At 43.5% G+C, this 22,084-nt stretch carries 26 protein-coding genes; 16 read left to right on the top strand and 10 right to left on the bottom strand.

Going from position 1 to position 22,084, the window contains the following annotated elements; genetic code table 11:
- Positions 1–69: 69 nt before the first annotated feature.
- Together LZG74_RS17085 and LZG74_RS17080 are read left to right on the top strand one after the other, a co-directional pair.
- Positions 70–1,257: an acyltransferase family protein gene (locus LZG74_RS17085; RefSeq protein ID WP_255699366.1), complete on the top strand. Its 1,188-nt coding sequence runs from the start codon at positions 70–72 to the stop codon at positions 1,255–1,257.
- Positions 1,258–1,295: 38 nt separating this feature from the next.
- Entirely contained in the window at positions 1,296–1,685 is a 390-nt protein-coding gene (locus LZG74_RS17080) for a VOC family protein (RefSeq protein ID WP_233797746.1), read from the top strand.
- A 10-nt stretch (positions 1,686–1,695) separates the two neighbouring features.
- Here the strand turns inward: LZG74_RS17080 and LZG74_RS17075 are convergent, their stop codons facing one another.
- Complete coding sequence (locus LZG74_RS17075; RefSeq protein ID WP_233797745.1) at positions 1,696–2,178, bottom strand: hypothetical protein; 483 nt, start codon at positions 2,176–2,178, stop codon at positions 1,696–1,698.
- Between the two features lie 344 nt (positions 2,179–2,522).
- Here LZG74_RS17075 and LZG74_RS17070 point away from each other — a divergent pair, with 344 nt between their 5' ends.
- The 4 genes from LZG74_RS17070 (at position 2,523) to LZG74_RS17055 (ending at position 8,895) form a co-directional block, all read left to right on the top strand.
- The gene (locus LZG74_RS17070) at positions 2,523–4,820 is read left to right on the top strand and encodes a peptidylprolyl isomerase (protein WP_233797744.1); all 2,298 of its coding nucleotides are present in this window, start codon (positions 2,523–2,525) and stop codon (positions 4,818–4,820) included.
- Between the two features lie 80 nt (positions 4,821–4,900).
- Positions 4,901–6,274, top strand: coding sequence for a peptidylprolyl isomerase (locus tag LZG74_RS17065; protein ID WP_233797743.1), 1,374 nt, complete (start codon positions 4,901–4,903; stop codon positions 6,272–6,274).
- A gap of 51 nt (positions 6,275–6,325) precedes the next feature.
- A complete protein-coding gene (locus LZG74_RS17060) occupies positions 6,326–7,288 on the top strand; it encodes a MoxR family ATPase (RefSeq protein WP_026629924.1) in 963 nt (320 codons plus the stop codon).
- A 14-nt stretch (positions 7,289–7,302) separates the two neighbouring features.
- A complete protein-coding gene (locus tag LZG74_RS17055; RefSeq protein WP_233797742.1) occupies positions 7,303–8,895 on the top strand; it encodes an aldehyde dehydrogenase (NADP(+)) in 1,593 nt (530 codons plus the stop codon).
- Here the strand turns inward: LZG74_RS17055 and truA are convergent.
- The gene (truA, locus tag LZG74_RS17050) at positions 8,888–9,625 is read right to left on the bottom strand and encodes a tRNA pseudouridine(38-40) synthase TruA (protein WP_233797741.1); all 738 of its coding nucleotides are present in this window, start codon (positions 9,623–9,625) and stop codon (positions 8,888–8,890) included. The two genes, LZG74_RS17055 and truA, sit on opposite strands and share 8 nt — an antisense overlap.
- Positions 9,626–9,733: 108 nt before the next feature.
- Here truA and LZG74_RS17045 point away from each other — a divergent pair, with 108 nt between their 5' ends.
- From LZG74_RS17045 to LZG74_RS17025, 5 genes are all read left to right on the top strand, one after another.
- Positions 9,734–11,404 carry a glutamine--tRNA ligase/YqeY domain fusion protein gene (locus LZG74_RS17045; protein WP_233797740.1) on the top strand — a complete coding sequence of 557 codons (1,671 nt, stop codon included), beginning with the start codon at positions 9,734–9,736 and terminating at the stop codon, positions 11,402–11,404.
- 36 nt (positions 11,405–11,440) lie between these two features.
- Complete coding sequence (locus tag LZG74_RS17040; RefSeq protein WP_233797739.1) at positions 11,441–11,719, top strand: type II toxin-antitoxin system RelE/ParE family toxin; 279 nt, start codon at positions 11,441–11,443, stop codon at positions 11,717–11,719.
- 6 nt (positions 11,720–11,725) lie between these two features.
- A complete protein-coding gene (locus LZG74_RS17035) occupies positions 11,726–12,040 on the top strand; it encodes a HigA family addiction module antitoxin (protein ID WP_233797738.1) in 315 nt (104 codons plus the stop codon).
- A gap of 102 nt (positions 12,041–12,142) precedes the next feature.
- On the top strand, positions 12,143–12,490 hold the full coding sequence (locus LZG74_RS17030; protein WP_233797737.1) for a hypothetical protein: 348 nt from the start codon (positions 12,143–12,145) through the stop codon (positions 12,488–12,490).
- 109 nt (positions 12,491–12,599) lie between these two features.
- Entirely contained in the window at positions 12,600–13,124 is a 525-nt protein-coding gene (locus tag LZG74_RS17025; RefSeq protein ID WP_233797736.1) for a ferritin, read from the top strand.
- 58 nt (positions 13,125–13,182) lie between these two features.
- Here LZG74_RS17025 and LZG74_RS17020 read toward each other — a convergent pair whose 3' ends face one another.
- From LZG74_RS17020 to LZG74_RS16985, 8 genes are all read right to left on the bottom strand, one after another.
- Positions 13,183–13,755 carry a GNAT family N-acetyltransferase gene (locus tag LZG74_RS17020; protein WP_233797735.1) on the bottom strand — a complete coding sequence of 191 codons (573 nt, stop codon included), beginning with the start codon at positions 13,753–13,755 and terminating at the stop codon, positions 13,183–13,185.
- Between the two features lie 298 nt (positions 13,756–14,053).
- Positions 14,054–15,124, bottom strand: a complete 1,071-nt coding sequence (locus LZG74_RS17015) for a hypothetical protein (RefSeq protein ID WP_233797734.1) — start codon at positions 15,122–15,124, stop codon at positions 14,054–14,056.
- Between the two features lie 50 nt (positions 15,125–15,174).
- The gene (locus LZG74_RS17010) at positions 15,175–15,738 is read right to left on the bottom strand and encodes a hypothetical protein (RefSeq protein ID WP_233797733.1); all 564 of its coding nucleotides are present in this window, start codon (positions 15,736–15,738) and stop codon (positions 15,175–15,177) included.
- On the bottom strand, positions 15,731–16,183 hold the full coding sequence (locus LZG74_RS17005; RefSeq protein ID WP_233797732.1) for a hypothetical protein: 453 nt from the start codon (positions 16,181–16,183) through the stop codon (positions 15,731–15,733). The genes LZG74_RS17010 and LZG74_RS17005 overlap by 8 nt, the downstream gene beginning before the upstream one ends.
- Positions 16,161–16,511 carry a hypothetical protein gene (locus LZG74_RS17000; protein WP_233797731.1) on the bottom strand — a complete coding sequence of 117 codons (351 nt, stop codon included), beginning with the start codon at positions 16,509–16,511 and terminating at the stop codon, positions 16,161–16,163. The genes LZG74_RS17005 and LZG74_RS17000 overlap by 23 nt, the downstream gene beginning before the upstream one ends.
- A gap of 320 nt (positions 16,512–16,831) precedes the next feature.
- Entirely contained in the window at positions 16,832–17,125 is a 294-nt protein-coding gene (locus tag LZG74_RS16995) for a hypothetical protein (protein WP_233797730.1), read from the bottom strand.
- A gap of 22 nt (positions 17,126–17,147) precedes the next feature.
- A complete protein-coding gene (locus LZG74_RS16990) occupies positions 17,148–17,555 on the bottom strand; it encodes a hypothetical protein (protein ID WP_233797729.1) in 408 nt (135 codons plus the stop codon).
- A 250-nt stretch (positions 17,556–17,805) separates the two neighbouring features.
- On the bottom strand, positions 17,806–19,152 hold the full coding sequence (locus LZG74_RS16985) for a helix-turn-helix domain-containing protein (RefSeq protein WP_233797728.1): 1,347 nt from the start codon (positions 19,150–19,152) through the stop codon (positions 17,806–17,808).
- A gap of 161 nt (positions 19,153–19,313) precedes the next feature.
- On the opposite strand from LZG74_RS16985, the gene LZG74_RS16980 reads away from it, so the two are divergent.
- From LZG74_RS16980 to LZG74_RS16960, 5 genes are all read left to right on the top strand, one after another.
- Entirely contained in the window at positions 19,314–19,535 is a 222-nt protein-coding gene (locus LZG74_RS16980) for a hypothetical protein (RefSeq protein WP_233797727.1), read from the top strand.
- Complete coding sequence (locus tag LZG74_RS16975) at positions 19,532–20,296, top strand: hypothetical protein (protein ID WP_233797726.1); 765 nt, start codon at positions 19,532–19,534, stop codon at positions 20,294–20,296. Before LZG74_RS16980 ends, LZG74_RS16975 begins: the two co-directional genes overlap by 4 nt.
- A gap of 362 nt (positions 20,297–20,658) precedes the next feature.
- On the top strand, positions 20,659–20,949 hold the full coding sequence (locus LZG74_RS16970; RefSeq protein WP_233797725.1) for a helix-turn-helix domain-containing protein: 291 nt from the start codon (positions 20,659–20,661) through the stop codon (positions 20,947–20,949).
- Positions 20,950–20,951: 2 nt separating this feature from the next.
- Entirely contained in the window at positions 20,952–21,521 is a 570-nt protein-coding gene (locus tag LZG74_RS16965; RefSeq protein ID WP_233797724.1) for a hypothetical protein, read from the top strand.
- A gap of 49 nt (positions 21,522–21,570) precedes the next feature.
- Positions 21,571–22,068: a hypothetical protein gene (locus LZG74_RS16960; RefSeq protein ID WP_233797723.1), complete on the top strand. Its 498-nt coding sequence runs from the start codon at positions 21,571–21,573 to the stop codon at positions 22,066–22,068.
- Positions 22,069–22,084 lie beyond the last annotated feature (16 nt).

Below are 22,084 nucleotides of genomic sequence, written 5' to 3'. Positions count from 1 at the left end.
TTGAAAAAACCTCGCTGGGTATATCCGGCGGGGTTTTTTCTTTTATGCTCTGACTAAACCCATCAAAATTTGAAAGAGTATATACCCGCTCCGAAACGTGTTTCCTCCATCGATGCCTATCGGGGATTTGTAATGTTCCTGATGATGGCCGAAGTGCTGCGGCTGGGAAAAGTCGCGGAAGCCTTTCCGGGCAGTGCATTTTGGGCATTTCTGGATTATCATCAAAGTCATGTGGAATGGGTAGGCTGCTCCTTGCACGACATGATTCAGCCGTCTTTCTCGTTTTTGGTCGGGGTGGCACTTCCCTACTCTATCGCCAGCCGTGCAAGCCGGGAACAAAGTACGACTGTAATGTGGCTGCATACATTCAGGAGGTCGCTGACGTTGATCTTGCTTGGCATTTTCCTGCGTTCCATGCATAGCGAGCAAACCAATTTTACATTCGAAGATACATTAACACAGATCGGCTTAGGCTATCCTATCCTGTTTGCACTCGGCTTTACGGGCGAACGCACGCAATGGGGCGCGCTAGGCGGGATATTACTTGCATACGGACTTGCATTCGCCTTATACAGCCTGCCCGGGCCATATTTCGACTGGTCGGAAACGGGCAATGTTGCCAACTGGGAGCACAACCTCAAAGGCTTTGCCGCACATTGGAACAAGAATACAAACATTGCGTGGGCGTTTGATCGCTGGTTCCTGAATTTATTTCCACGCCCCGAAACATTCAAATTCAACGGAGGCGGATATAGCACAATGAGTTTCATTCCCACATTAGGAACCATGATCCTCGGCCTTATTGCAGGGAAATGGCTCAAATCCGCCACATCTTCCGCGTGGTTGCTCAGACGCCTCGCTATGACAGCAGCAATCCTGCTGGCCTTGGCCTTGGTCCTTAATTTCGCGGGCATTAACCCCATCGTGAAACGCATATGGACGCCTGCATGGACGCTTTTCAGTGGAGGAATTTGTATGTTTTTCCTGGCTGGATTTTACTTTATTGTTGATGTAAAGCAAAAGCAGCGGTTCTTCTTCCCGCTTATCGTGATTGGCACCAATTCAATTGTGGCCTACGTTATGGCTGAAACCATTGTCAGCTTTATAGACAGCTCATTCCGCATCAATGTCAGCCAAAACTATGACCTGCTCTTCGGGCCCAATTACCAGCCATTGGTTCGCGGTGCAATTATCCTGCTGGTGGAATGGGCGATCCTGTATTGGTTATACGTGCGAAAGATATTTATCAGGATTTAAAATATGCGGTCTATATTTGAGCCCTATATTCCTGTATCATGAAACTACTCAAAGCCGTACACCACATTGCCATCATTTGCTCGGATTACGAAAAATCCAAGCACTTTTATACCGATATCCTGGGTTTTGAGATTGAAAGAGAGGTGTACAGATCAGAAAGGGATTCTTATAAGCTTGATCTTTCGCTCAACGGGCAATACATTATCGAGCTATTTTCCTTCCCAAGTCCGCCTAAGCGCCCGTCGCGGCCCGAGTCGACCGGCTTGCGGCACATTGCTTTTCAGGTGGATGATATTGAACCGGCGATTGCACAGTTGCGAAAAAAGGGGATTGTTACGGAGGCTGTGAGAGTGGATGAATTTACCGGCAAAAAATTTACATTCTTTGCCGATCCTGACGACCTGCCTATTGAATTATATGAGATCTGATTTTTGTGGATCAGGCAGCAGCGGTATAACCTACCCTGCTTCTGGTTCCGACTTCCAGCTTGCATAAAGATTCGTAAAACTCAGATATACGCACCAAGTGTTCGTCCAGCATTTGTCGTGCTTCGGAATCCTTATCAACGTAAGTACGCAGCTTTTTGTAGAGCTGCAATGTAGCTGCTTCTACCTTTTTTAGACAAGTTGCGATTTCTTCTTTTTCTTCCACGTCTTCCAGCAGTTTTAATGCTGTCCGGGCTGTGATATGATTGGTCTCGCCCAACTCTTTGTCCGTCAGAAAACACTTAAAATAATCATAAATCCACTTGATCTCCTTCTGGAATAATAAAGCACTTACATGGCCCTGGCTGAGAATGCGCCTGCAAGGGCCCATATTGTCCTTCTTCAATGCTTCTAAATAAAGGAGTTCTCTGGTTTTCTGCTCGATCCACAATGCTCTGATTGCCTGAACGAAATCATTTTTTCTACTCTCTTCCATAACCAACCTTTTTTAAGAACTACTTTTGCCCGCGTCCGCTAAAAAAATTGTGCCTGAAACGCCAAAAAAGGGCATTTATGATAATTAAACCAAAGATTCATGCAGGAGTACAAATAGAGGGACTTCTACACCGGCTTCCTAAGAATGGCCATGTTGCAAACGTTTGCAGTGGGGCGATCACGCCATACTGAAAATCACAGCTACTGTGGACAACAGAGAACAAATCGCCAGCCTGTACGTTATATTTTTGATCTGTTCGGAAAGCGTCTAACTTTGCCGGCTTTACCAGCGTCGTAAGGCAGCCGTACATTGCCGGAAGCCCCTTTAAAATTCGATTTGTAGATATGCCTAAAATACAATACAACATTGCCCTGCTTGCGGTTTTAGCCGTAAGCTCCTGTAAAACAACCGCACCTCCTCAACAAGCAGCAGTAGTAACCGAAACGCCCGCCTTACTGGAAATTGGGAACGAGAAATTTTCGATTGAGGATTACCAGGATTCATACAATAAAAACAAAAATGCTTCTGATTCAACGCGTGAGTTAACTCCGGAAGAATATTTTAATTTATACAAAGACCTTAAAATAAAGGTCCTGCATGCCAAGCAAGAAGGAAAAGACACCACTCAGGACTATAAAGAAGAAATCACCTCCTACCGCGAACAGCTCGCAAAAAACCACCTGGTTGACAAATCACTTGTCGAAAAACTCTCGAATGAAGCTTATAACCGCCTGAAACAGGAAGTGAGAGCTTCCCATATCCTGATCGGTGTTTCGGAAGATGCTTCTCCGGCCGATACTTTGGAAGCCTACCGCGCGGCCATCGCATTGAGGGGAAGATTGGAGGAAGGCAATGATTTCGGCGACCTGGCCGCAAAATTCTCGAAAGATCCCGTTGCATCAAAAACCAAAGGCGATCTGGGTTATTTTACCGCTTTTCAGACCTTATATCCCATAGAAACGGCAGCTTATACGTTGCCCGTCGGAAAAGTTTCGCAGCCCGTGCGTACGAAGGGAGGCTATCACCTGGTAAAAGTAACAGATCGCCGTTCGAACCGGGGGATGGTTCGGATTGCGCATATCATGGTTCAGCAGGATACGGCAGGAACTGCGGCGCAGAAAGAGTCTGCGAAAGCGCGGATCGATGAAGCCTATGCCCTGTTACAAAGCGGTGAAGATTGGGAAGCAGTCGTGGAAAGTTTTTCAGACGATAAACAATCCAGGAAAAACAGCGGGTTACTCCCCATGTTTGGCATCGGGCAAATGGTGCCTGAAATTGAAGAAGCGGCCTTTGCATTGACCAAGGTGAACGCCTATTCCAAACCTGTGCTGACCATGTATGGATGGCACATTGTGCGACTGGCCGAAAAGCGCAGCCTGGAACCATATGCAACCATGGCGCCATCGCTGCGGAAAAAAGTGGTGACGGATTCGAGAGGAAAAGTGCTGGAACAAGCCAATGCGAAACGGCTCAGGGAGAAATACAAAGTCCAGGAATTTGCAGAACAGTGGAAAACAGTTGCGGCGTTGGGAGACAGCAGCATTACCAGCGGAAATTGGGATTATTTAAGTGCAGTATCAACAGATTGGGCTTCGGTTGCGTTATTTAAGATTGAAGAGCAATCGTACGATGCACTGGGCTTTTTGAATTATGTAAAAAGAAAGCAGCAGGTTAAACCGAAAGATGCATCGCCTGCGGTTGTGTTTCGGAAATATTATAATGACTATTTGACGGAAAGCCTGGCTGATTTTGAAAAGGAACACTTGGAAGAGACTAATGCTGAGTTCAGGAGCCTGATCAGCGAGATTAAAGAAGGGGTGCTGCTTTCACAAGTAATGGAGGAGAATGTATGGGGACGTTCATTGACGGATTCGACGGGTCAGAAGGCTTTCTATGACCAGCATAAGGACCGCTATAAGTTCCCGGAACGTGTGCTGGCGACCATTGTGTCGGCTAAGGACACGCAAACTGTGAATGCGATCAAGAGAACATTGGCACAAAGCCCTTACAAGCTCGAAAGAAGATCGAAGGAAATATTGTTCGCAGCCAATGCCAGCGAAATTGATAATGAGCAACTTGATGCACTGACCGACGTTTATATTGTAATGGAAAAGAATCCTGATTACATTGTAGAAATTGCAGGTTACAGGTCAGCGGACGAGGGTGAGATCACATCCGCCAACCGCATCAGGAATGTTGTAAAGTATTTGAATGGCCGGAATATCCCGATTTTACGGATCATTGAAAAAGACTATGGCTCGTTCAGGCAAACGGCCGAAGCCGACCGCAACCGGCGGGTAGGCTTCCAGTTTTACAGCCAGTCGAAAGGTGATGTGGAGAAGGTCTATAATGCAGACGCTCCCGACGCCGTTATGATCCGGGATGGATATTTTACAAAGGACAACCCTTTATTTGCCCGATTCAAATGGCAGACAGGCGAACAAACTGTGACGGACAACAACATGGTTTTCTGGACTTCCGTACAAAAAATAGAGCCATCACGCGGGAAGACATTTGCAGAAGCGCGTGGAAGCGTGATCAACGATTACCAGAAAGAGTTGGAAAAACAGTTGGTAAACCGGCTGGAAGCGAAATTCCCTATTAAAGTGAATGCGCAAGAATTAGAAAAAATTAAGCGTTAAGCGTATTTTAGCATTTCGTAAACCGTTTTGTAATCAAAACCATAGTAACCCGAACAGATTAAGGAGAATCAAATAACCATATGAAAATAAATAAAGTAATTGCGCCCGGTCTGATAGCAGTATTCTCACTGTTTTTCAGTCTCATCAGTTTCGGACAGGGGCAGCAGGGGATCAGCATTGATAAAATCATTGCCCGGGTTGACAATCACTACATTTTGAACTCCGAATTGGAGGAAATGTACAATCAATACAAAGCAGAAGGACGCGCCGCTCCTGAAAAATGCCAGCTTCTGGAATCACTTATTATCAACAAAATGCTTCTTGCCAAAGCCGAAATTGACTCGGTTGTGGTGGAAGACAAAGAAGTCGACGGCGAGCTGGATGCCAAAATGGGCTATATGGTACAGCGTTTCGGATCTGAAAAGAACATTGTAGAAGCCTACGGTAAAAGCATTGAAAACCTGAAAAGCGAGCTTCGCACGCAGGTGAAGGAGCAAAAGATCGTAGAAAAAATGCAGCGGACCATTTCAGGCAATGTAAAGATTACGCCGAATGAAGTGCGCAAGTTTTTTAATTCTATTCCAAAAGACAGTCTACCTTACATTCCTTCCGAAGTCGAAATCGGCCACATTGTGAAGCTGGGAACTGTTACCCGCGAGCAGAAGGACAAGCTGAAACAACAACTGCTGGAATTGAAGCAACGCGCTGAAAAAGGTGAAGACTTCGCTACTTTGGCGCAGATCTATTCAGAAGACCTTGGTTCAGCAAAAAATGGCGGTGACCTAAACTTTGCCAAACGTGGTGCAATGGTTCCCGAGTTTGAAGGAGCTGCATTATCATTAAAACCAGGTGAAATGTCGGATATCGTTGAGTCGCAATTTGGTTTTCACTTGATCAAGCTCATCGAAACGCGCGGCGCTGAATATCACGCCAGACACATCCTGCTTCGTCCTGATTATAACAAAGGAACAGATATGACTTCTGCGGTCCGCGCCCTGGATAGTCTTAGAAATCTGATTGAAATCGATACATTGAAATTCGCGAAAGCGGCTTTGGACAATTCGGAAGATAAAGAAACAGCCGAATCGGGTGGTTTGATCATGGATAGAAATACAGGTTTAGCTCGTCTTACACTGGATGCTTCTATGGACCCGGCACTATATTTTGCTATCGACACCATGAAAGTAGGCGAATTGAGCAAACCGGTTGCCTATCGAACCGAAGATGGAAGAAGCGCCATGCGTATCATCTGGTACAAGAGCAAATCGGAGCCGCATACGGCCAATCTTCGTGATGATTACGAAAAACTCGCTCAGATCGTGTTGAGTAACAAACGGAACAATGCATTGGAAGAATGGTTTAAAAAAGCGCAGGGCGACGTTTTCATCAGCATCGAGCCTGAATATAAAGATTGTAAAGTGCTCGGATTAGAGGCTTTGGCAAACGATATTTAGCTTTCAGGACAGGATTGCGGTTAAGGAATTGAAAATTTAATCTGACACATTGTGAAGTATTCATCGGACGTTGAAGCTGCCGAAGCTATGAAAGTAGCTTATGATAAAATCCGGAGTGAGATTGGAAATGTAATAATCGGGCAAGATGAGGTTGTTAAAGGACTACTGACCGCGATTTTCTGTCAGGGCCATTGCCTTTTGGTGGGTGTGCCCGGACTAGCCAAAACGCTTCTTATCCAGACGATCGCTTCTTCGCTAGACCTCAATTTCAACCGGATCCAGTTCACGCCTGACTTAATGCCGTCAGACATTCTGGGTTCTGAAACATTGGATCAGAACCGCAATTTCAAATTTATCAAGGGGCCCGTTTTTGCCAACATTATCCTGGCCGACGAGATCAACAGGACGCCACCCAAAACGCAATCTGCACTGCTGGAAGCGATGCAGGAATATTCTGTTACAATCGCGGGAGCAAAGCACGCGCTGGAACGTCCTTTCTTCGTACTCGCTACTCAAAACCCTATTGAGCAGGAAGGAACTTATCCCCTGCCAGAAGCCCAGCTCGACCGCTTCATGTTCATGATCCAGCTGGATTATCCTTCCTATGCAGAGGAAGTTAACATTGTTAAAAACACCACCAACGACGTTCGTTACCAGGTAAAAAAAGTCGTGACTTCCGAGGAGATCATGGATTTCCAGCATTTGGTACGACGCGTTCCGGTAACCGATCACGTCATTGAATATGCGGTGAAACTGGTCCACAAAACCAGGCCCGCTGCCGGCCTTGCCGTAAAAGACACCAACGATTACCTCGACTGGGGCGCTGGTCCCCGTGCCTCACAGGCGCTGATCCTGGCAGCCAAATGCAACGCATTGCTTTCAGGTAAATATTCTCCCGACATTGAGGACGTAAAAGCAGTTGCATTGCCTGTACTACGGCACAGAATCATCCGGAATTTCAAAGCCGAAGCCGAAGGAATTTCAGTAGATGACATCATTGCACGTCTCGTCTGACACAATCTTAACTTATGGAAATCAAAGGTAAAAACTACATTGGCTATTCACTTTCTGGCCAGGGCGACCGCACATTTCAATCCTATGTGCCAGCCAAAGATTCATTTCTCCCTGAAAATTTCCATACGGCGACGATTGAAGAAGTCGAAAACACCATGGCGCTTGCCAGCAAGGCATTTGGCGAATACGCAAAAATTCCTGCCGCAAAAAGAGCTGATTTTCTGATTGCCATTACCGAAGAGATCCTGGCGATTGGCGACGTCTTACTTGAAAGAGCAAATCTGGAAACAAGCCTGCCCATGGCCCGCCTGCAAGGTGAACGCGCCCGCACGATCAATCAACTGACTCAATTTGCGGAATTGCTTCGCGAGGGCTCATGGGTGGATGCATCCATCGACACAGCCCTACCCGACCGCACGCCCGTTCCCAAGCCCGACATCCGGAAAATGCTCGTTCCGATTGGTCCGGTTATCGTTTTCGGTTCCAGTAACTTCCCTTTCGCATATTCCGTAGCCGGTGTGGACACAGGCCCGGCTTTGGCAGCCGGAAACCCGGTCATTGTAAAAGCCCACGCAGCACATCCCGGCGTAAGCGATCTGACGGCGCAGGCCATTGTAAAAGCCGCGCAAAGGACCGGAATGCCTGATGGCGTTTTTTCCATGCTATATGACGATGGTTTTGAAGTGGGGACAGCATTGGTTAAGCATCCTGCCAGTAAAGCTGTTGGTTTTACAGGTTCTATGAAAGGTGGAATGGCGCTGTTTAAAATGGCGCAGGAGCGCGAGGAACCCATTGCCGTCTTTGCTGAAATGGGCAGCGTTAACCCCATCGTTGTTCTTCCGGACTATCTGGAACACAATGCATTGGAACTTGGGAAAACGCTTGCAGGTTCGGTAAGCCTGGGCGCCGGACAATTCTGTACCAATCCCGGACTTGTGTTTGTTACAAAATCACAGGGCCTGATCGCATTTACGGACTCTTATAAAAATGAAATCCTGAAAACCACATCTGCCACAATGCTTACGGCGGGCATTTGTAAAAATTATTACAAGCTCCGCGATCATGCGTTTGAACAGGAAGATGTTTCCAGACTCGCCGTTTCAGAGCAAATGTCTGAGGGAGAAAATCAGGCGCAGGCATCCATCGCAACAGTTTCCGGGCAAAGCTTTATTGCCAATCCAAAATTGCATGAAGAAGTTTTCGGGCCATTTTCGCTGCTTGTCATTTGTGAGCATACGGCTGAATTGCTTGAAGCGATTTCACATTTAAAAGGACAGCTTACCTGCTCGCTGATGGCAGAGGAGCATGAGGTGCTGGCCCATCAGGCTATTGTAGACAGGCTCGCGCAAATTTCCGGCCGATTAATCCTGAATGGCGTTCCTACCGGCGTGGAGGTTTGCACTTCTATGCATCATGGAGGGCCTTTTCCGGCAACTGCGGATGCGAAATTCACTTCTGTTGGCAGACATTCAATCTTACGTTTCGTCCGTCCGCAATCATTTCAGGGCTGGCCCGACGCACTGCTGCCGGATGAATTGAAGAACAGCAATCCGCTGGGAATTTTCAGGCTGGTTAACAATCAGTTCAGCAAGGAGGACATCAAATAAAATCATAGCCCACTTCAACCAGGAAAAGACCTTCCGCAGGTGCCTGGGCGCCTGCTGCTTTTCTGTTTTTTGCCAGGATAACCTGTTCAAATTCAGCAACGCTCCGCTTGCCTTTTCCTACTTCCAGCAGCGTCCCCACCAGCGCCCTCACCATTCCGCGCAGGAAACGGTTTGCACGGATATGAAAAACGAGCATATCTCCCGCTTCAATCCAAATTGCCTCCGTAATCGTGCATCTGAAATTGTTCACTTGTGTATGGATCTTGCTAAAACTCTCGAAATCATTGTATTGCAACAGCAGCGCTGCCGCTTCGTTCATTCGATCAATGTCAAGATCCGCTTTTAATTGAAAAGCCAGATCAGTTAGAAAAGGATTTTTGCGTTTCGTGATGCGGTATTCGTATTTGCGGTGCGTGGCTGCAAAACGGGAGTTAATATTGTCCCCAACCGGAATGATGCGCTTTACAGCAATGTCCCTGGGAATAAGACCATTAAGCTTGTAAATCAGCAGCTCAAAATCGGCTATCTCATTTTCTAAATCAAAATGCGCAAATTGTTGTTCTGCATGTACGCCGGTGTCTGTCCTGCTGCTACCTGTGATTTCAATGGGTAACCTCAGGACTTTCGCGAGTGCTTCTTCCAGCACCTGCTGGACGCCTAATGCATTGTTTTGTTTTTGCCAGCCATTATAGGCCGTTCCTTTATAGCTGAATTCGAGAAAATAGCGCATTTTGCAAAAGTAACGGAAACAGCCCGGATTTGCGATTTGCCGCGGTTCGTTGCTGATAATGTTCGGAAGAAGGTTAACTTTGAAAATCGAAAAATATTTCCAGTTAGTATGATTACGGAAGAGAAAAAAGAAGAGAAAAGCCTGAATTTTATTGAGGAAATTGTGGAGGCGGATTTGCAGGCAGGAAAATACACCCAGATCATCACCCGATTTCCACCCGAACCAAACGGCTATTTACATATCGGCCATGCATCCAGCATTTGCCTGAATTTTGGTTTGACCAAAAAATTCCCTGGCTATACAAACCTTCGTTTCGACGACACAAACCCGGTTACGGAAGATACGGAATATGTGGAAAGCATTAAAAACGATATCCGGTGGATGGGTTTTGAATGGGAAAACGAACTTTACGCTTCCGATTATTTCGATACATTATACGAATATGCCGTTGAGCTGATCAATAAAGGGCTGGCCTATGTGGACGATTCAACTTCCGAGGAAATAGCGCTGCTTAAAGGCACTCCGACGGAACCCGGGAAAGACAGCATTTACAGGAGCCGTTCGGTTGAAGAAAACCTTGCGCTTTTTGAACAAATGAAAAATGGTGGTTTTCCTGACGGAAGCCGCACATTACGCGCCAAAATTGACATGGCGCACATCAATATGCTCATGCGCGACCCGATCCTTTACAGGATCAAACACGCCCATCACCATCGCACTGGCAACAAATGGTGCATTTACCCCATGTACGACTTTGCGCACGGACAAAGCGATTCAATTGAAACGGTTACACATTCTATATGCACATTAGAGTTTGTGCCGCATCGGGAATTGTATGACTGGATCATTGAAAAGCTAGGCATATATCCATCGCATCAATACGAATTCGCACGCCGCAACCTGAATTACACTGTGACCAGCAAACGGAAGTTGCTGCAACTGGTTCAGGAAAAGCATGTAAACGGCTGGGATGATCCTAGAATGCCGACCATCAGCGGCTTGCGCAGGAGAGGTTACACGCCGGAAAGCATCAGAGATTTCTGTGAGCGGATCGGTGTAGCGCGACGCGAAAACATGATCGATGTAGGTTTGCTTGAATTTTGCGTTCGCGAAGATTTGAACAAAAAAGCGCTCCGCCGAATGGTGGTTTTGGATCCTTTGAAAGTGATCATTACCAACTTCCCGGAAGGTGTTACGGAGATGTGCCACAGTGAAAACAATCCGGAGGACGTAGCAACAGGGAACCGCGAAGTTCCTTTTTCAAGGGAGATTTATATTGAGAAAGAGGACTTTATGGAAACGCCATCCAAGAAATATTTCCGTTTGGCGCCTGGAAAAATGGTCCGACTGAAAAGTGCATACATCATTCAATGTGATGATTTTGTAAAAGATGAAAATGGCGAAATCATAGAAGTGCATTGCTCATACATCGAAAACAGCAAGAGCGGGCATGATACGACCGGCATCAATGTAAAAGGGACATTGCACTGGGTGTCCGTTCCACACGCGCAGGAAGTCGAAGTTCGCCTTTACGACCGTCTTTTCTCCGTTGAAGATCCGTCTTCGGAAGAGGGTGATTTCAAAGATTACATCAATCCCAATTCACTGGAAATCATCACTGGCTATGCCGAACCGGCACTTAATGAAGCCAAAGAAGGCGAATCATTCCAATTCCTAAGAAAAGGCTACTTCGCCAAAGACCCCGACAGCACCGCCGAAAAACTCGTTTTCAACAGAACAGTAACATTAAGAGACAACTGGGCCAAGGCTGGGAATTAGCATTTCCGTTTTTCTTAATTACACACACTAATATAAATGATTGTCACCTTTAAGCATAAAGGGTTGTTGGTATATTACCGGGATGGCGACGCCTCCGGATTGCCGTCAGTGTATTTGCGAAAAATTAACCGGATCCTGGACCAGCTCGACGCGGTCACTTGTACTGACGACGTTGCTCAACTCGGATCCGGTATACATAGGCTCACTGGAAAACTTAGCGAATTCTGGTCAATCAAGGTTTCGCCGAATTACAGGATTATATTCCGGTTTGAAAAGGGAGACATTTTTGATGTTGATTATTTAGATTATCATTAAATGATCATGGTAAAAAGAAATCTTGCTCCGGTTCATCCCGGAGAAATTTTACGAGAAGAATACATAGTAGAACGAGGCTTGACCATTACAGAAGTGGCTCATGGGCTGGGCATAACACGCCAAACCCTTTCTGCCGTGGTAAACGAAAAATCCGCTATAACTCCGGAACTCGCTGTTAAGCTTTCGGAAGCTTTCGGTAACACTGCACAATTTTGGATTAATCTTCAAAAAAATTACGAGATATGGCACGCGGAGAAAAAAGTGGACCGCACCATTATCAGGCACTTTGGCAAAGATCACAATATGCAGACGGCCTCATAACATCTTCCATGTACTTAGATTGCTTACAAATAAACTTGCTTGACATTTAGTTTGCGGTTATATTTGTGCAACAATTTCCACGATTCAAATAGATTGCTGTCAGTGAATACCCCAAATGAATTGTTTAGTACTGCGAAAGGATCTAGCTTACAGTGCGATTTAACTTCTAAGATCATTCTTCATTTTGGTGAAATGCAGGCTTCGTTCAGGATTCAGGACTTTCTGAGTTTCCGCCGCTTCATTAACAATATTGACATTCACAGCAAGATTTTTGACCTGTCAGATGAGTCTGACTATGAGTTTGTTGAAGCGCCTCAGCTTAACATTTACCAGAAGCTTACTCTTTGCGAGCTGATCCAATTGAGAGAACTGGTAAACGGCACCCACTTCGCAATCGAACTCAATTCCCTTCTGCACCAACTTCTGTTTAGCGAGCCGGAATTAGTCTAAATAGCTCATTTCGATCATATTAGACCAATTCCAAATTTCGGGTTTCGTTTGCAATGCTGAACTTTCGCATGATATTTGTACTTGTTAATACAAATAAAAGAAAGTAACCATGAGAGATTTATTAAGACAACGGACTTCCCTGAAAGAGGAAATAGAAATACTTTTGAACAATCAGGTAAAGATGGAAGCGGAAGCTTCCGCAAAATATCTGGCCATGGCTTCATGGTGTGACCGTAACGGATTCAAAAACAGCGCAAAATATTTCCTTAAGCAGTCTGACGAAGAGCGCGGACATATGCTTAAAATATTCAATTACATCATGACTGTGGGCGGAACCGCCGTTTCACCGGAAGTAGCAGCAGTAAAACAAGAGTTTGCAACATTCAGAAGCGTGTTCGAAGCAGCATTGCAAAGCGAGATTGCAGTAACGCAATCTATCAACCGCATTGTTACGCAGAGCCGCAGAGAAGAAGATTATGGCACGGAAAGCTTCCTGCAATGGTTTGTAAACGAGCAGATTGAGGAAGAAGACAACGCACGCCGCGCTATTGAATTATTTGACGTAATCGGCGAAGAAGGAACTGGTCAGTACTTCATTGACAAAGCAATCTTGAAAATCGGCTCTGAGAACTAAGCCAAGTTAAGGTATTTATATAAAGTAAAATAGCTGTCCCGCAAGGTGCAGCTATTTTTTATGCCGTTTTATTAAGCAGCGAGTAAATCTCAGTATCGAGGAATTTACCATTCTCATAAAAGCTTTCCTTAAAATAAGCCTCTCTTTCAAAACCGTGTTTCAGCAAAATCTTTCTTGAAGCCTGATTATCAGGGCTTATTTTAGCCTCAATGCTGTGAAACTGCATGTTTTTAAAACCGTAGTCAATAATCCGCCTGACAGCCTCGCTCATTAGGCCTTTTAACCAATGTTCCGGATGGATCATATAACCAATCTCAGCGCGGTGATTATAAAGATCCATTTTATGAAAGCCTATGGTGCCTATCAGGCCAGTGTTGTCTTGCAGGCCTTCCACGCGCTTCATTGAAATGCCCCAGGTAATGCCAATCTTATCCCGCAGATTTCTGGAATAAGCATCAATCAGATCCTTTGCATCGCTTTCCGATTGCATCAAGGGCTTTCCAATGTACTGCATGGCAAGCGGATTGCTTCGCAATCTGAACATATCTGCCACATGCTTTTCTGACATTGCGTGCAGAAGCAAACGGTCTGTCTGCAATGTCGGAAAGGTGTCAAAGTTTACAAATAGCATTGTCTTCTGATTCCGTTGAAAGCTGTTTCCGGAAGCAATCCGGTTCTGGATTTACCAAAAATACAAAAACAACGCAATATCCGTGACGGCTATCCCGACACAAATAATCCTGATATTTGGAACGCGTTTTGTTGCTTGTGGATTATTAATAAGTAGTATTGCACAGCTACCGATTGCCGTTTTCATGAATTACCTCGACGAATTCAAAGGCGTTGAAAAAGTGTTGTTAGGAGCGTAAATGAAGGGATTTCAATTGTATGAACCAAATAATCACAGTGAAATTCACAATGACTGTCAACTAACTCGCTGCTTTGTCTTGAATTTGGATTGCTTCTTCAAGTAGGTCAATTTCAGCTCCAATGTCCAAAATATCACTCGCGGTGTGGCTGTCGCCGTAGGTGCTTTTTATTTCTTCTATTAACTGAAGCGCTGCTCTATCATCTACATGCAAGTAATTTTCCTTCAGGATTTTATAGATACGCAACGCATTGTATTTGGTTTGCAGTCCAGCACAAAATATCCTGATTACATCTGCATCACGCGAATAGCGCGTTTGCCTAAGTCCAGCCCAAATCTGAACAACACGTTGATGCATTGATTCTGCTGGCAGTGCTAAATATGCTCTGAGCGCCTCCGGAATCGATGTGCAAAGGTCTACTTTGAAACAGTTCCGAAAGATAGGAATGATATAGCCGAGAATAATATCTTCCAAATCTCGATCACTTGAGCTTTTATATGGAAAGTGCTGAAACATCAGCGATGCAAATACACCGGTTGATGTATGATCATGTAACTGAGCATCCCTTGAAACCTGGTTTAGCATTGCAACTTTCAACATGAGATAATCTTGTTGTGTAAGATTGGCTGCAAACAATTGTGCCCCAAGATTATTAATATCTTCGGGTCGGTCTTGAAGCCTCTTCAGGATATTCTCAATCTCAGCCCGCTTTATAGAGTTGTAGATTTTATCAATGTCATTTTCTATCCAATCCTTAACCTGTTCAGAGCGTCGGGCTGCTGATTCAGCATTTGCCCGAGCCTGCTCCGCCATGCTTGCCATACTCATTATTTTATCAGTCTGCTTGCTTACATATCCACCTAGTAATAAACCTATTATCGCTAAAAACAATCCAGCCCCGGCAAAGAAATATCCATTAAGTGCTACAATGTCTTGTATTCGCTCATGATGCGCGTCGTCCAATGCCTTTTGTGTAGCAAACGCTGATCGCAGCTCAGATACTTCCTTTTTTACGGCCAGATAAGTCGTATCGTGTTGATTCGTCCCTTTACCGATTTGCTGTGCAGATACACCAAATGTTAAGGTAAGAAACAGAAGAACTGTTAAAATGGAAGCGGGCGCAGATAGCATATTACGCTAGATAATAATGTCGTGAGAAAGTATAGCTTCGGAAGGCCGAATCATTCTTGACCTGCATCGTCTAATGATGTCTTTGGTTCTTCACTTTGACTTGATTCTATGCCAGGGAGCGGATGCAAAATTATTTCATGGCTTTTTCGCAAGATCATTCGAAGTGCATCTTTTGCTTGTCTTGAGTTAGGCGGGTTTTGATTGATATCATTTACCATTACGTGAATTTCCGTATGGGGGTACATACAATCTTCTGGTCTATGCACAATGTCGAAACGGCATGTGAATGTTTCTTGCCCTCCCGAATATTCAAATTCAGAAGTTCTTATAGATGAAATTTGAATTTCAATAATTCCGTGGTCCTCGAAATGAGGAACATCTAGCTTAATACTGAACAGGACATCGCCTGGTACTTCGCATAGAGAGGCAAGATTATAAGAATCGTTTTTAAGAGGAAAGGCGACTGCCGATATCTTTCCACTGACATCTCCAGGGAAAAAAAAATGTTTAGCAACTCGCCTATAGAGAGAGTCATCTTCTCCGATTTCAATATTGGGTCGCTCTAATTTCCATAGATGCTCGGGGATCCCTAGTGCGGTACAAACCTCACTCATTAAGCTTTGTATTTAAATCCCTATATAAATTCTGAGAAAGAATTTCAATACTGATAGGGTCATCATTTCTCGCATAAATGATGTAGCCATCATTATAAATATTTAAAAACTGATAGGTTTCTCTGTGATAGAACTCAATTAGTATTCCACCGTCTTCTGTCGGATTAACATGATCAATGCATCCGTTATTTTTTTTAATGAGAAAGTAGGCCTCATTCGCCAAAACAAAACTTGCCTTTGAAGGTTGTTCAAATCCGAATGTGGAAGATTTTGCAATAATAGCTCCTTCGTTTAGATAATAGTCCAAGCTACCAAACCCGCCAGCATTAGGGCTGTAGCCTCGCCATAAAGTAGTTCCACAGCCTGTGACAGTATACGCAAGTTGGTGAGCCGTATCTCTAATCGTGTCTGTAATTTCTATATCAGGACTTACTAGTGGCATCATTCGCATCTGTATTTTTCCTACCGTGTATCATTAGCTCTTGCTCCTTAATCCAGTTCCCAAAGAACTCGTAGAAACTTTTTGCAGTCGGATAGTCCATAAGGACACCCATCTGAACTTCTCTTACGATTCCTGTCTTTCCGTCCTTGTGTTTTTCTCTTGCTACTTGCGTAACAGGATCAATATCGAAAATTATCTTTTGAGGAATTGGAACGCGCTCAGTAAAAAGGTTAACGTTAAGCATTCCATTTCCCATAACTCCTCCCCATACACCAGTTATTTGGACAGTTTTGAAATCCGCAGATTTAATAAAATGCGCCTCTATTTCCATATGTTTCTTTATTGTGCACTCAATATAACATAACGCTATATCATAACGCTCGATATAACGACAATTATCTTTGTATGTCTTGTTATTGATACTAATGCTATACTGTAAACCTTAAAGCATTTAGAGTAGTTCACCTACTTGCGCGCGCACAGATGACTTTTAGCTTTTTAGGGTAGGAAGTTACCACATCGAATCCTTCCGTCATCGAATATTCATCAGGTATGATATTCACCTGGTATGAAACTGGAGACACTAGCCCCTACTTATCTTTGCAGACTCGTTCATTATAACTGTTTAGTGAATGCATTTACACATCGGCTTCAGATTTCATGAACATAGACATTGACAAAAACTTCCGCGTTCTCCATCTGCGTTGACGTGTATTTGTAGTCCCAAATGTTTATCTGGATGTCATTCACCTTATAAAGTTTGCCGTCAAAAGAGAATTCATTTCCAATTGCTAAAAACTGTGAGCGTGGATCCTCATCCTCACGCTCAAGATTTGAATTAAAAAAGAACTTGGACAGGCTATTGTAATTGCGAAGGTCTTGTAAAACGATAGTTGGATCGCCACTGGCAGTGATGTTCAGGTGATATACAATACTGTTTGCCATGTTGAAAAATGAATAAATTCTGTTATTTGATTAACCCGATGACTTGGAGATAGGCATTAAACTCCCTGCCTGATAATTCAGAAATTGGTTTATCGAAGGTTATCCTCTTTACCTCTTGAATGTAATGTGAACGATAGAGTGGCAGAAGCAGCTTAAATTGTTCCCTATGTATCGTCAGAAAATAATTCAACCTCGACTCGTCAGCCGTTAGTCCATCATATCCACTTTCGAAAATCAAAAAGTTATCTCTATTGGTCGCTTTCATATCCTCCATCATACCTTTTACAGCAGGCTCAATCGTATTTAAATACTGCTTTTCTGTTTCTGATGGATTGAGAGCTTTCTCTCGGTCCGTACCGACCATTGTGTTGAGATAAGAAGAAAACAAGTCAATAGTGGCTAAATCAGTTGAAAGTACGCTATTCTCCATATCGATCATCGGTTAGTGTTCCAGAAAGATATGAAATAACTATGTAGTACAATTATTTATTGGATTTATTTCATGCCTAGCTTGACTCTGCATGACTTCGACACCCTCCTGGGACTCTATTCTGTTTTCTTAACGTCAGTTTTCCACTGCATTGAATCATTCACATCTCGAAATTCATAACTTATCGTAAAAATATATGGGATTTTTGTTATCGATTCCTTCTTGTGTTCAAAATTGCGCAGTTCGCCTGCTAAACTTTGTACTGCGTCACCGCATGAATTTCATAAATTTCAAGTATGTCCGAGTCGTACAATACCAAATCACTTTCACCAGTGATGGGATTTAAGCAAGTCAGGGAGCTTTCATAAGAATCCCATTCTGAAATCGTCGTAAAAATGATTCTATCCAGCAGGACTAATACGCATTGTGTCCCTTCGATCGTATCCATTTTCCTGTCAGAAAGTTTTTTCTCGAATCTCCTGCCAGTTACAATCATTCCAGCTTTCAATTCATAAGGATCAGTCGCGGCAATCGACCCGTCAGCAACGACAAAACTGCAGTATGTTCCTAGGTAAAGCTTATTTGTTACCAAAGAGTGTTTTGGCAACGAGTTTAGAAACCCAGATTCACTCAATTTATCAAAATACCTCTTTGGTGGAATCTGACTAACGAGAGGGCTGATTATGAGTATATCATCGTCTCCTATTCGTCTAAATTCTGTTCCTCCATCTCGCTTTATCAGCTCCAAGTAGATCCTATCAAGGTTCTCTAAAACAACTGAACCATCTTCATTGTTCTTTGCAAGAGATTTGTAATGGTTTTGATCGATTAAGGGCTCACCTATGCCATACAACAGCCATTCACGGCTAATGTGTGGATAGTTTTTCAACAATGCGTCGACAACGATTTTGATAAGATCCTCGTGACTAAGTAAAGATTTTTTCGTAAAGAGTTCACTAAAGAGTCCACCGTACACGGAAAAGCTTGCCTTCAACGACCTAAGCCCTTCTGATAATATTGTACTAACTGGCGTTCCTGCCGCGACAAATTGTTCAGTTTCTTCATTTACCGTATACATAACCAATCTAGTAAGGATTGGCATTATCTCTTTCGGAATATCGGACGTATCGATAGGGCTATCGTCAACTTTAAGCATTTCGCCCGAACCCTTAAGAAGCCAGTTGGCATTTAAATTTGGATACTCTGTCAGAATCTTGGCAATAAAATCTGCTGATGGGTTGGCGTTTTTCTTGACAATGTTATAATATACTTGCCTGCTATAACCAATCTTGGGCATCAAAATGGCTGGATTAATTTTGAACTTCTTAAAGAACACTTCTAATCTTGCCCCAATTGTCAATGAATCTTGCGATACTGGCAAAGACCTACTCTGCTCACCAGTGCCAGTCTCAAGCCATTCGGTGTTCACTTTGAAGTACTCGCTTAAAACCTGTAAGGTACCAGCGCTTGGATCATTCTGCCCCTTTAATAATCTGCCTATCGTTGTTTCCGACAACTCTGTTGATTTTGCGAGCGAGTATGCAGTGTCACCACTCTCTTCCATTAAAGCAGCTAATCTCTCATTAAAATTAGGCATATTAATAATCATTCTAAATTACTCACATTTGTAAACTATTCTTACTTGATGTTAGGATAGTTTACAGATGCGAGTATATATTTGCATATAACTTTAATTCTATACAAAAGTAGGCACAAAAGTTTACATGTGAGTATCAATCTGATTAAACGGCAAAAAAAATGGAAGATTTACGAACGCTCCATGTCATTAAGAGAGAAGCGCGTGACATGGAAATTTACAATGAATTCTCACGTCTATCTCAGCAGCCCGGGGCGATGAAGAGTCGAGTAGCGCACATGATTAATATTAAATATGACTTGCAATCAAATGCAACGCTGCACAACATCAGAAAAAGAGTTGAGCGAAGACTTTTAAATCAACTTTCAAACGAGCGGCCATGAAAACCAACATCACACTCACAAGCCAAAGCAGGGAGTTATTCGGGGTTACGATTCGCCAAGAAACCAAAACGGGACACTTAAACCTTTCTGATTTGGAGCGTGCATACCAGTCTGCACGACGGGAATACGGCTGGGCTGAACGCGGTAGACCAAACGACCTTCTTGCGCAAAAAGAAAACTCTGAAAGAATATATTATGTGCTCAAGGAGACCGGTCTCATAAATACAGACTTCCCTGTATTTATGGATATGATTCAAAATGAAGGAGTTATTAAGGTATTGAAATCATTGGAGTGTTATCGAACATCTGGCAGAGCTGCAAATAAAACTACCTGGTGCAACCCTTATTTATGGGTATTAATTGCAATGGAGCTTAACCCAATGCTCTATGGTAAAACAGTCGTTTGGTTAACGGATAGACTGATTTTCAATAGAATAGAGGCTGGTAATATGTTTAAGGGCCTCACAAAAGCCGTAGCGAAATTTACAAACGTCGATTATCCTAGTTTGGCAAGAGCACTTAATCATATCGTGTTTGGGCGACACGAATCAGGGATTAGAAATACCGGGACAGAAAAACAATTGCAGGAGCTTGAACGATTGGAATCCAATTTGGCATTTTCTATTGATGGAGGTTTTCTTAAATCATTTGATTCAGTAATGGAGCATCTGCGGACAATTTGGTCAAGCAAAAACTATTCCCTAATAACTGTTAACAAGCAACCCAATGAGTACAAAAATAGAAGTCCACTACCAGTGTGAACACTGCGGCCAGCACTACCTTAAGCGAGATTCATGGCAGAAACACGAAACCGCTTGCGCTAAAAAGTACGTTAAAGAATCACCATGTTTCAAGTGCGCGTTTATTGAGGAAGGTTCAGAGCCCCGATACGACGGTAAAAGGTTAACAGAAACTAAAACCCATTTTTGCGATAAGCTAGGTTATAACCTACAAAGTGCCGCCAAGCGCTCTGTTACAAATTCTTACAATTCAATTCCAATGCCCAAACAATGCCCATGCTTCAAAAAAGCATAGGTAAGTCGTTTAAAACTACATTTTTTAAAACCATTTAAAATTCACAAGCAACGGATTTGTAAAAATTCTTAACAGGAAAGCTATGCCTATGGAAAATCCATTTGAAAAGTTGCTGAACGAGATCGCGGAGTTGAAGCAGTTCGCAAAAGACGCGATTGAATCTGGAATACATCGGAATACGCCCGAGCCGGAGGAATTCTTAACAGTGCAGCGGGCGGCGGACTACACCGGATTACAAGTTTCAACCATCTATGCGTATATCCGATCACGTAAGATTCGGCACTACAAAACCGGCTCAAAAGTGTACTTCAAAAAGTCAGAAATCAACGCTTACATAGAAAGAGGTCTAGTTCAAACAAAACCATTAAAAACGTATTAATCATGAGTAAGGGAATCGAAATTGAAATTTCTGATTGGGCCCGCAATCAGTGCGCAACAAAGTCTGGATCCGCAGAAATATGTCAGAAATTTAACAACATCTTTTGCAACTACCTTGCCTGTCAATTCAATGACGCGGATTGCAGGTTTCTTGACAACTTCTCTCCCGCTAAGGCGTCAGATGTAGTATGGTATAGTCAAGTCTTCAATGAAATCTTGGGAAAGATCGCCAACATGCCAGAAGGTACGCGCCATTTGGACTTAAAGGAGTACCAGGAGTTTTTCTTTTGGGATTTTAATCAATTGAAAAAATTGATAATCATAACCTGCGAGGCGTTCGGCTGCTACAATATGGATCGCGACATAGCTTCGACTCTGAAAAACGAAGAGGTTAAGCTTAGCATCAACCTTCAAAATACCATCTTGGAAATTATCACAGACGTTCACGCTCGGAATGCCCGAGAAGTTTGCGCTTACCTGGAACAAATCGAAGCAGAAAAAGAAAAGGAGAAGGATCCGAAAAAACGCGGTAAAGCAGCTGCCACCACAAATGATCCAATAGCCGGATTCTAGTAATCCACATTTGAACACATTGCATTCACATTTTAATTCAATATCGATCATGGAAACCAAGACAATCAATTTCAAGGCATTTCTGGATAATTCAATTGTTCATGAAGTAGACAGCACCGACACTACGCTGAAAATGATTCAGTACATGAATGAAGGATTTGTCAATTATTACAAGTCCGAAAGATTCACGAACGGAGCGCCTGAATTCACGAATTACTTAACAATGCTTCACAACGATGTTAATCACCTTCTCTTAAATACTTTTCGCGGAATTTTGGATGACACTTATGAAGTTGAGTTATACACCAAGATTGCCGATGATTGCGCGACCTGGCCGGGTTATGATCAAGTCTGCAATAATCTTACCATGGTCATAGAAGATTTTATTGCCGCTGAGCAAGAGAATGGATGCATTCCAAATTTGGCGGTCGTATTTGCCGCAAAAAGGCTAATCACTTCCATTCTTCATAAATATCTGCAAGAAATCATCCGTGACGAGTTGGTCAAGCTTCGGGCAAGCTCAGAGGAAGTAATAGGAGTATACTAATTAGTCACTTACACTA

It is taken from the genome of Dyadobacter sp. CY327, from assembly GCF_021390415.1.
Classification (GTDB): domain Bacteria; phylum Bacteroidota; class Bacteroidia; order Cytophagales; family Spirosomataceae; genus Dyadobacter; species Dyadobacter chenhuakuii.
The sequence above is the reverse complement of the archived record's forward strand: the minus strand, read 5'-3'. Positions and strand labels throughout refer to the sequence as shown.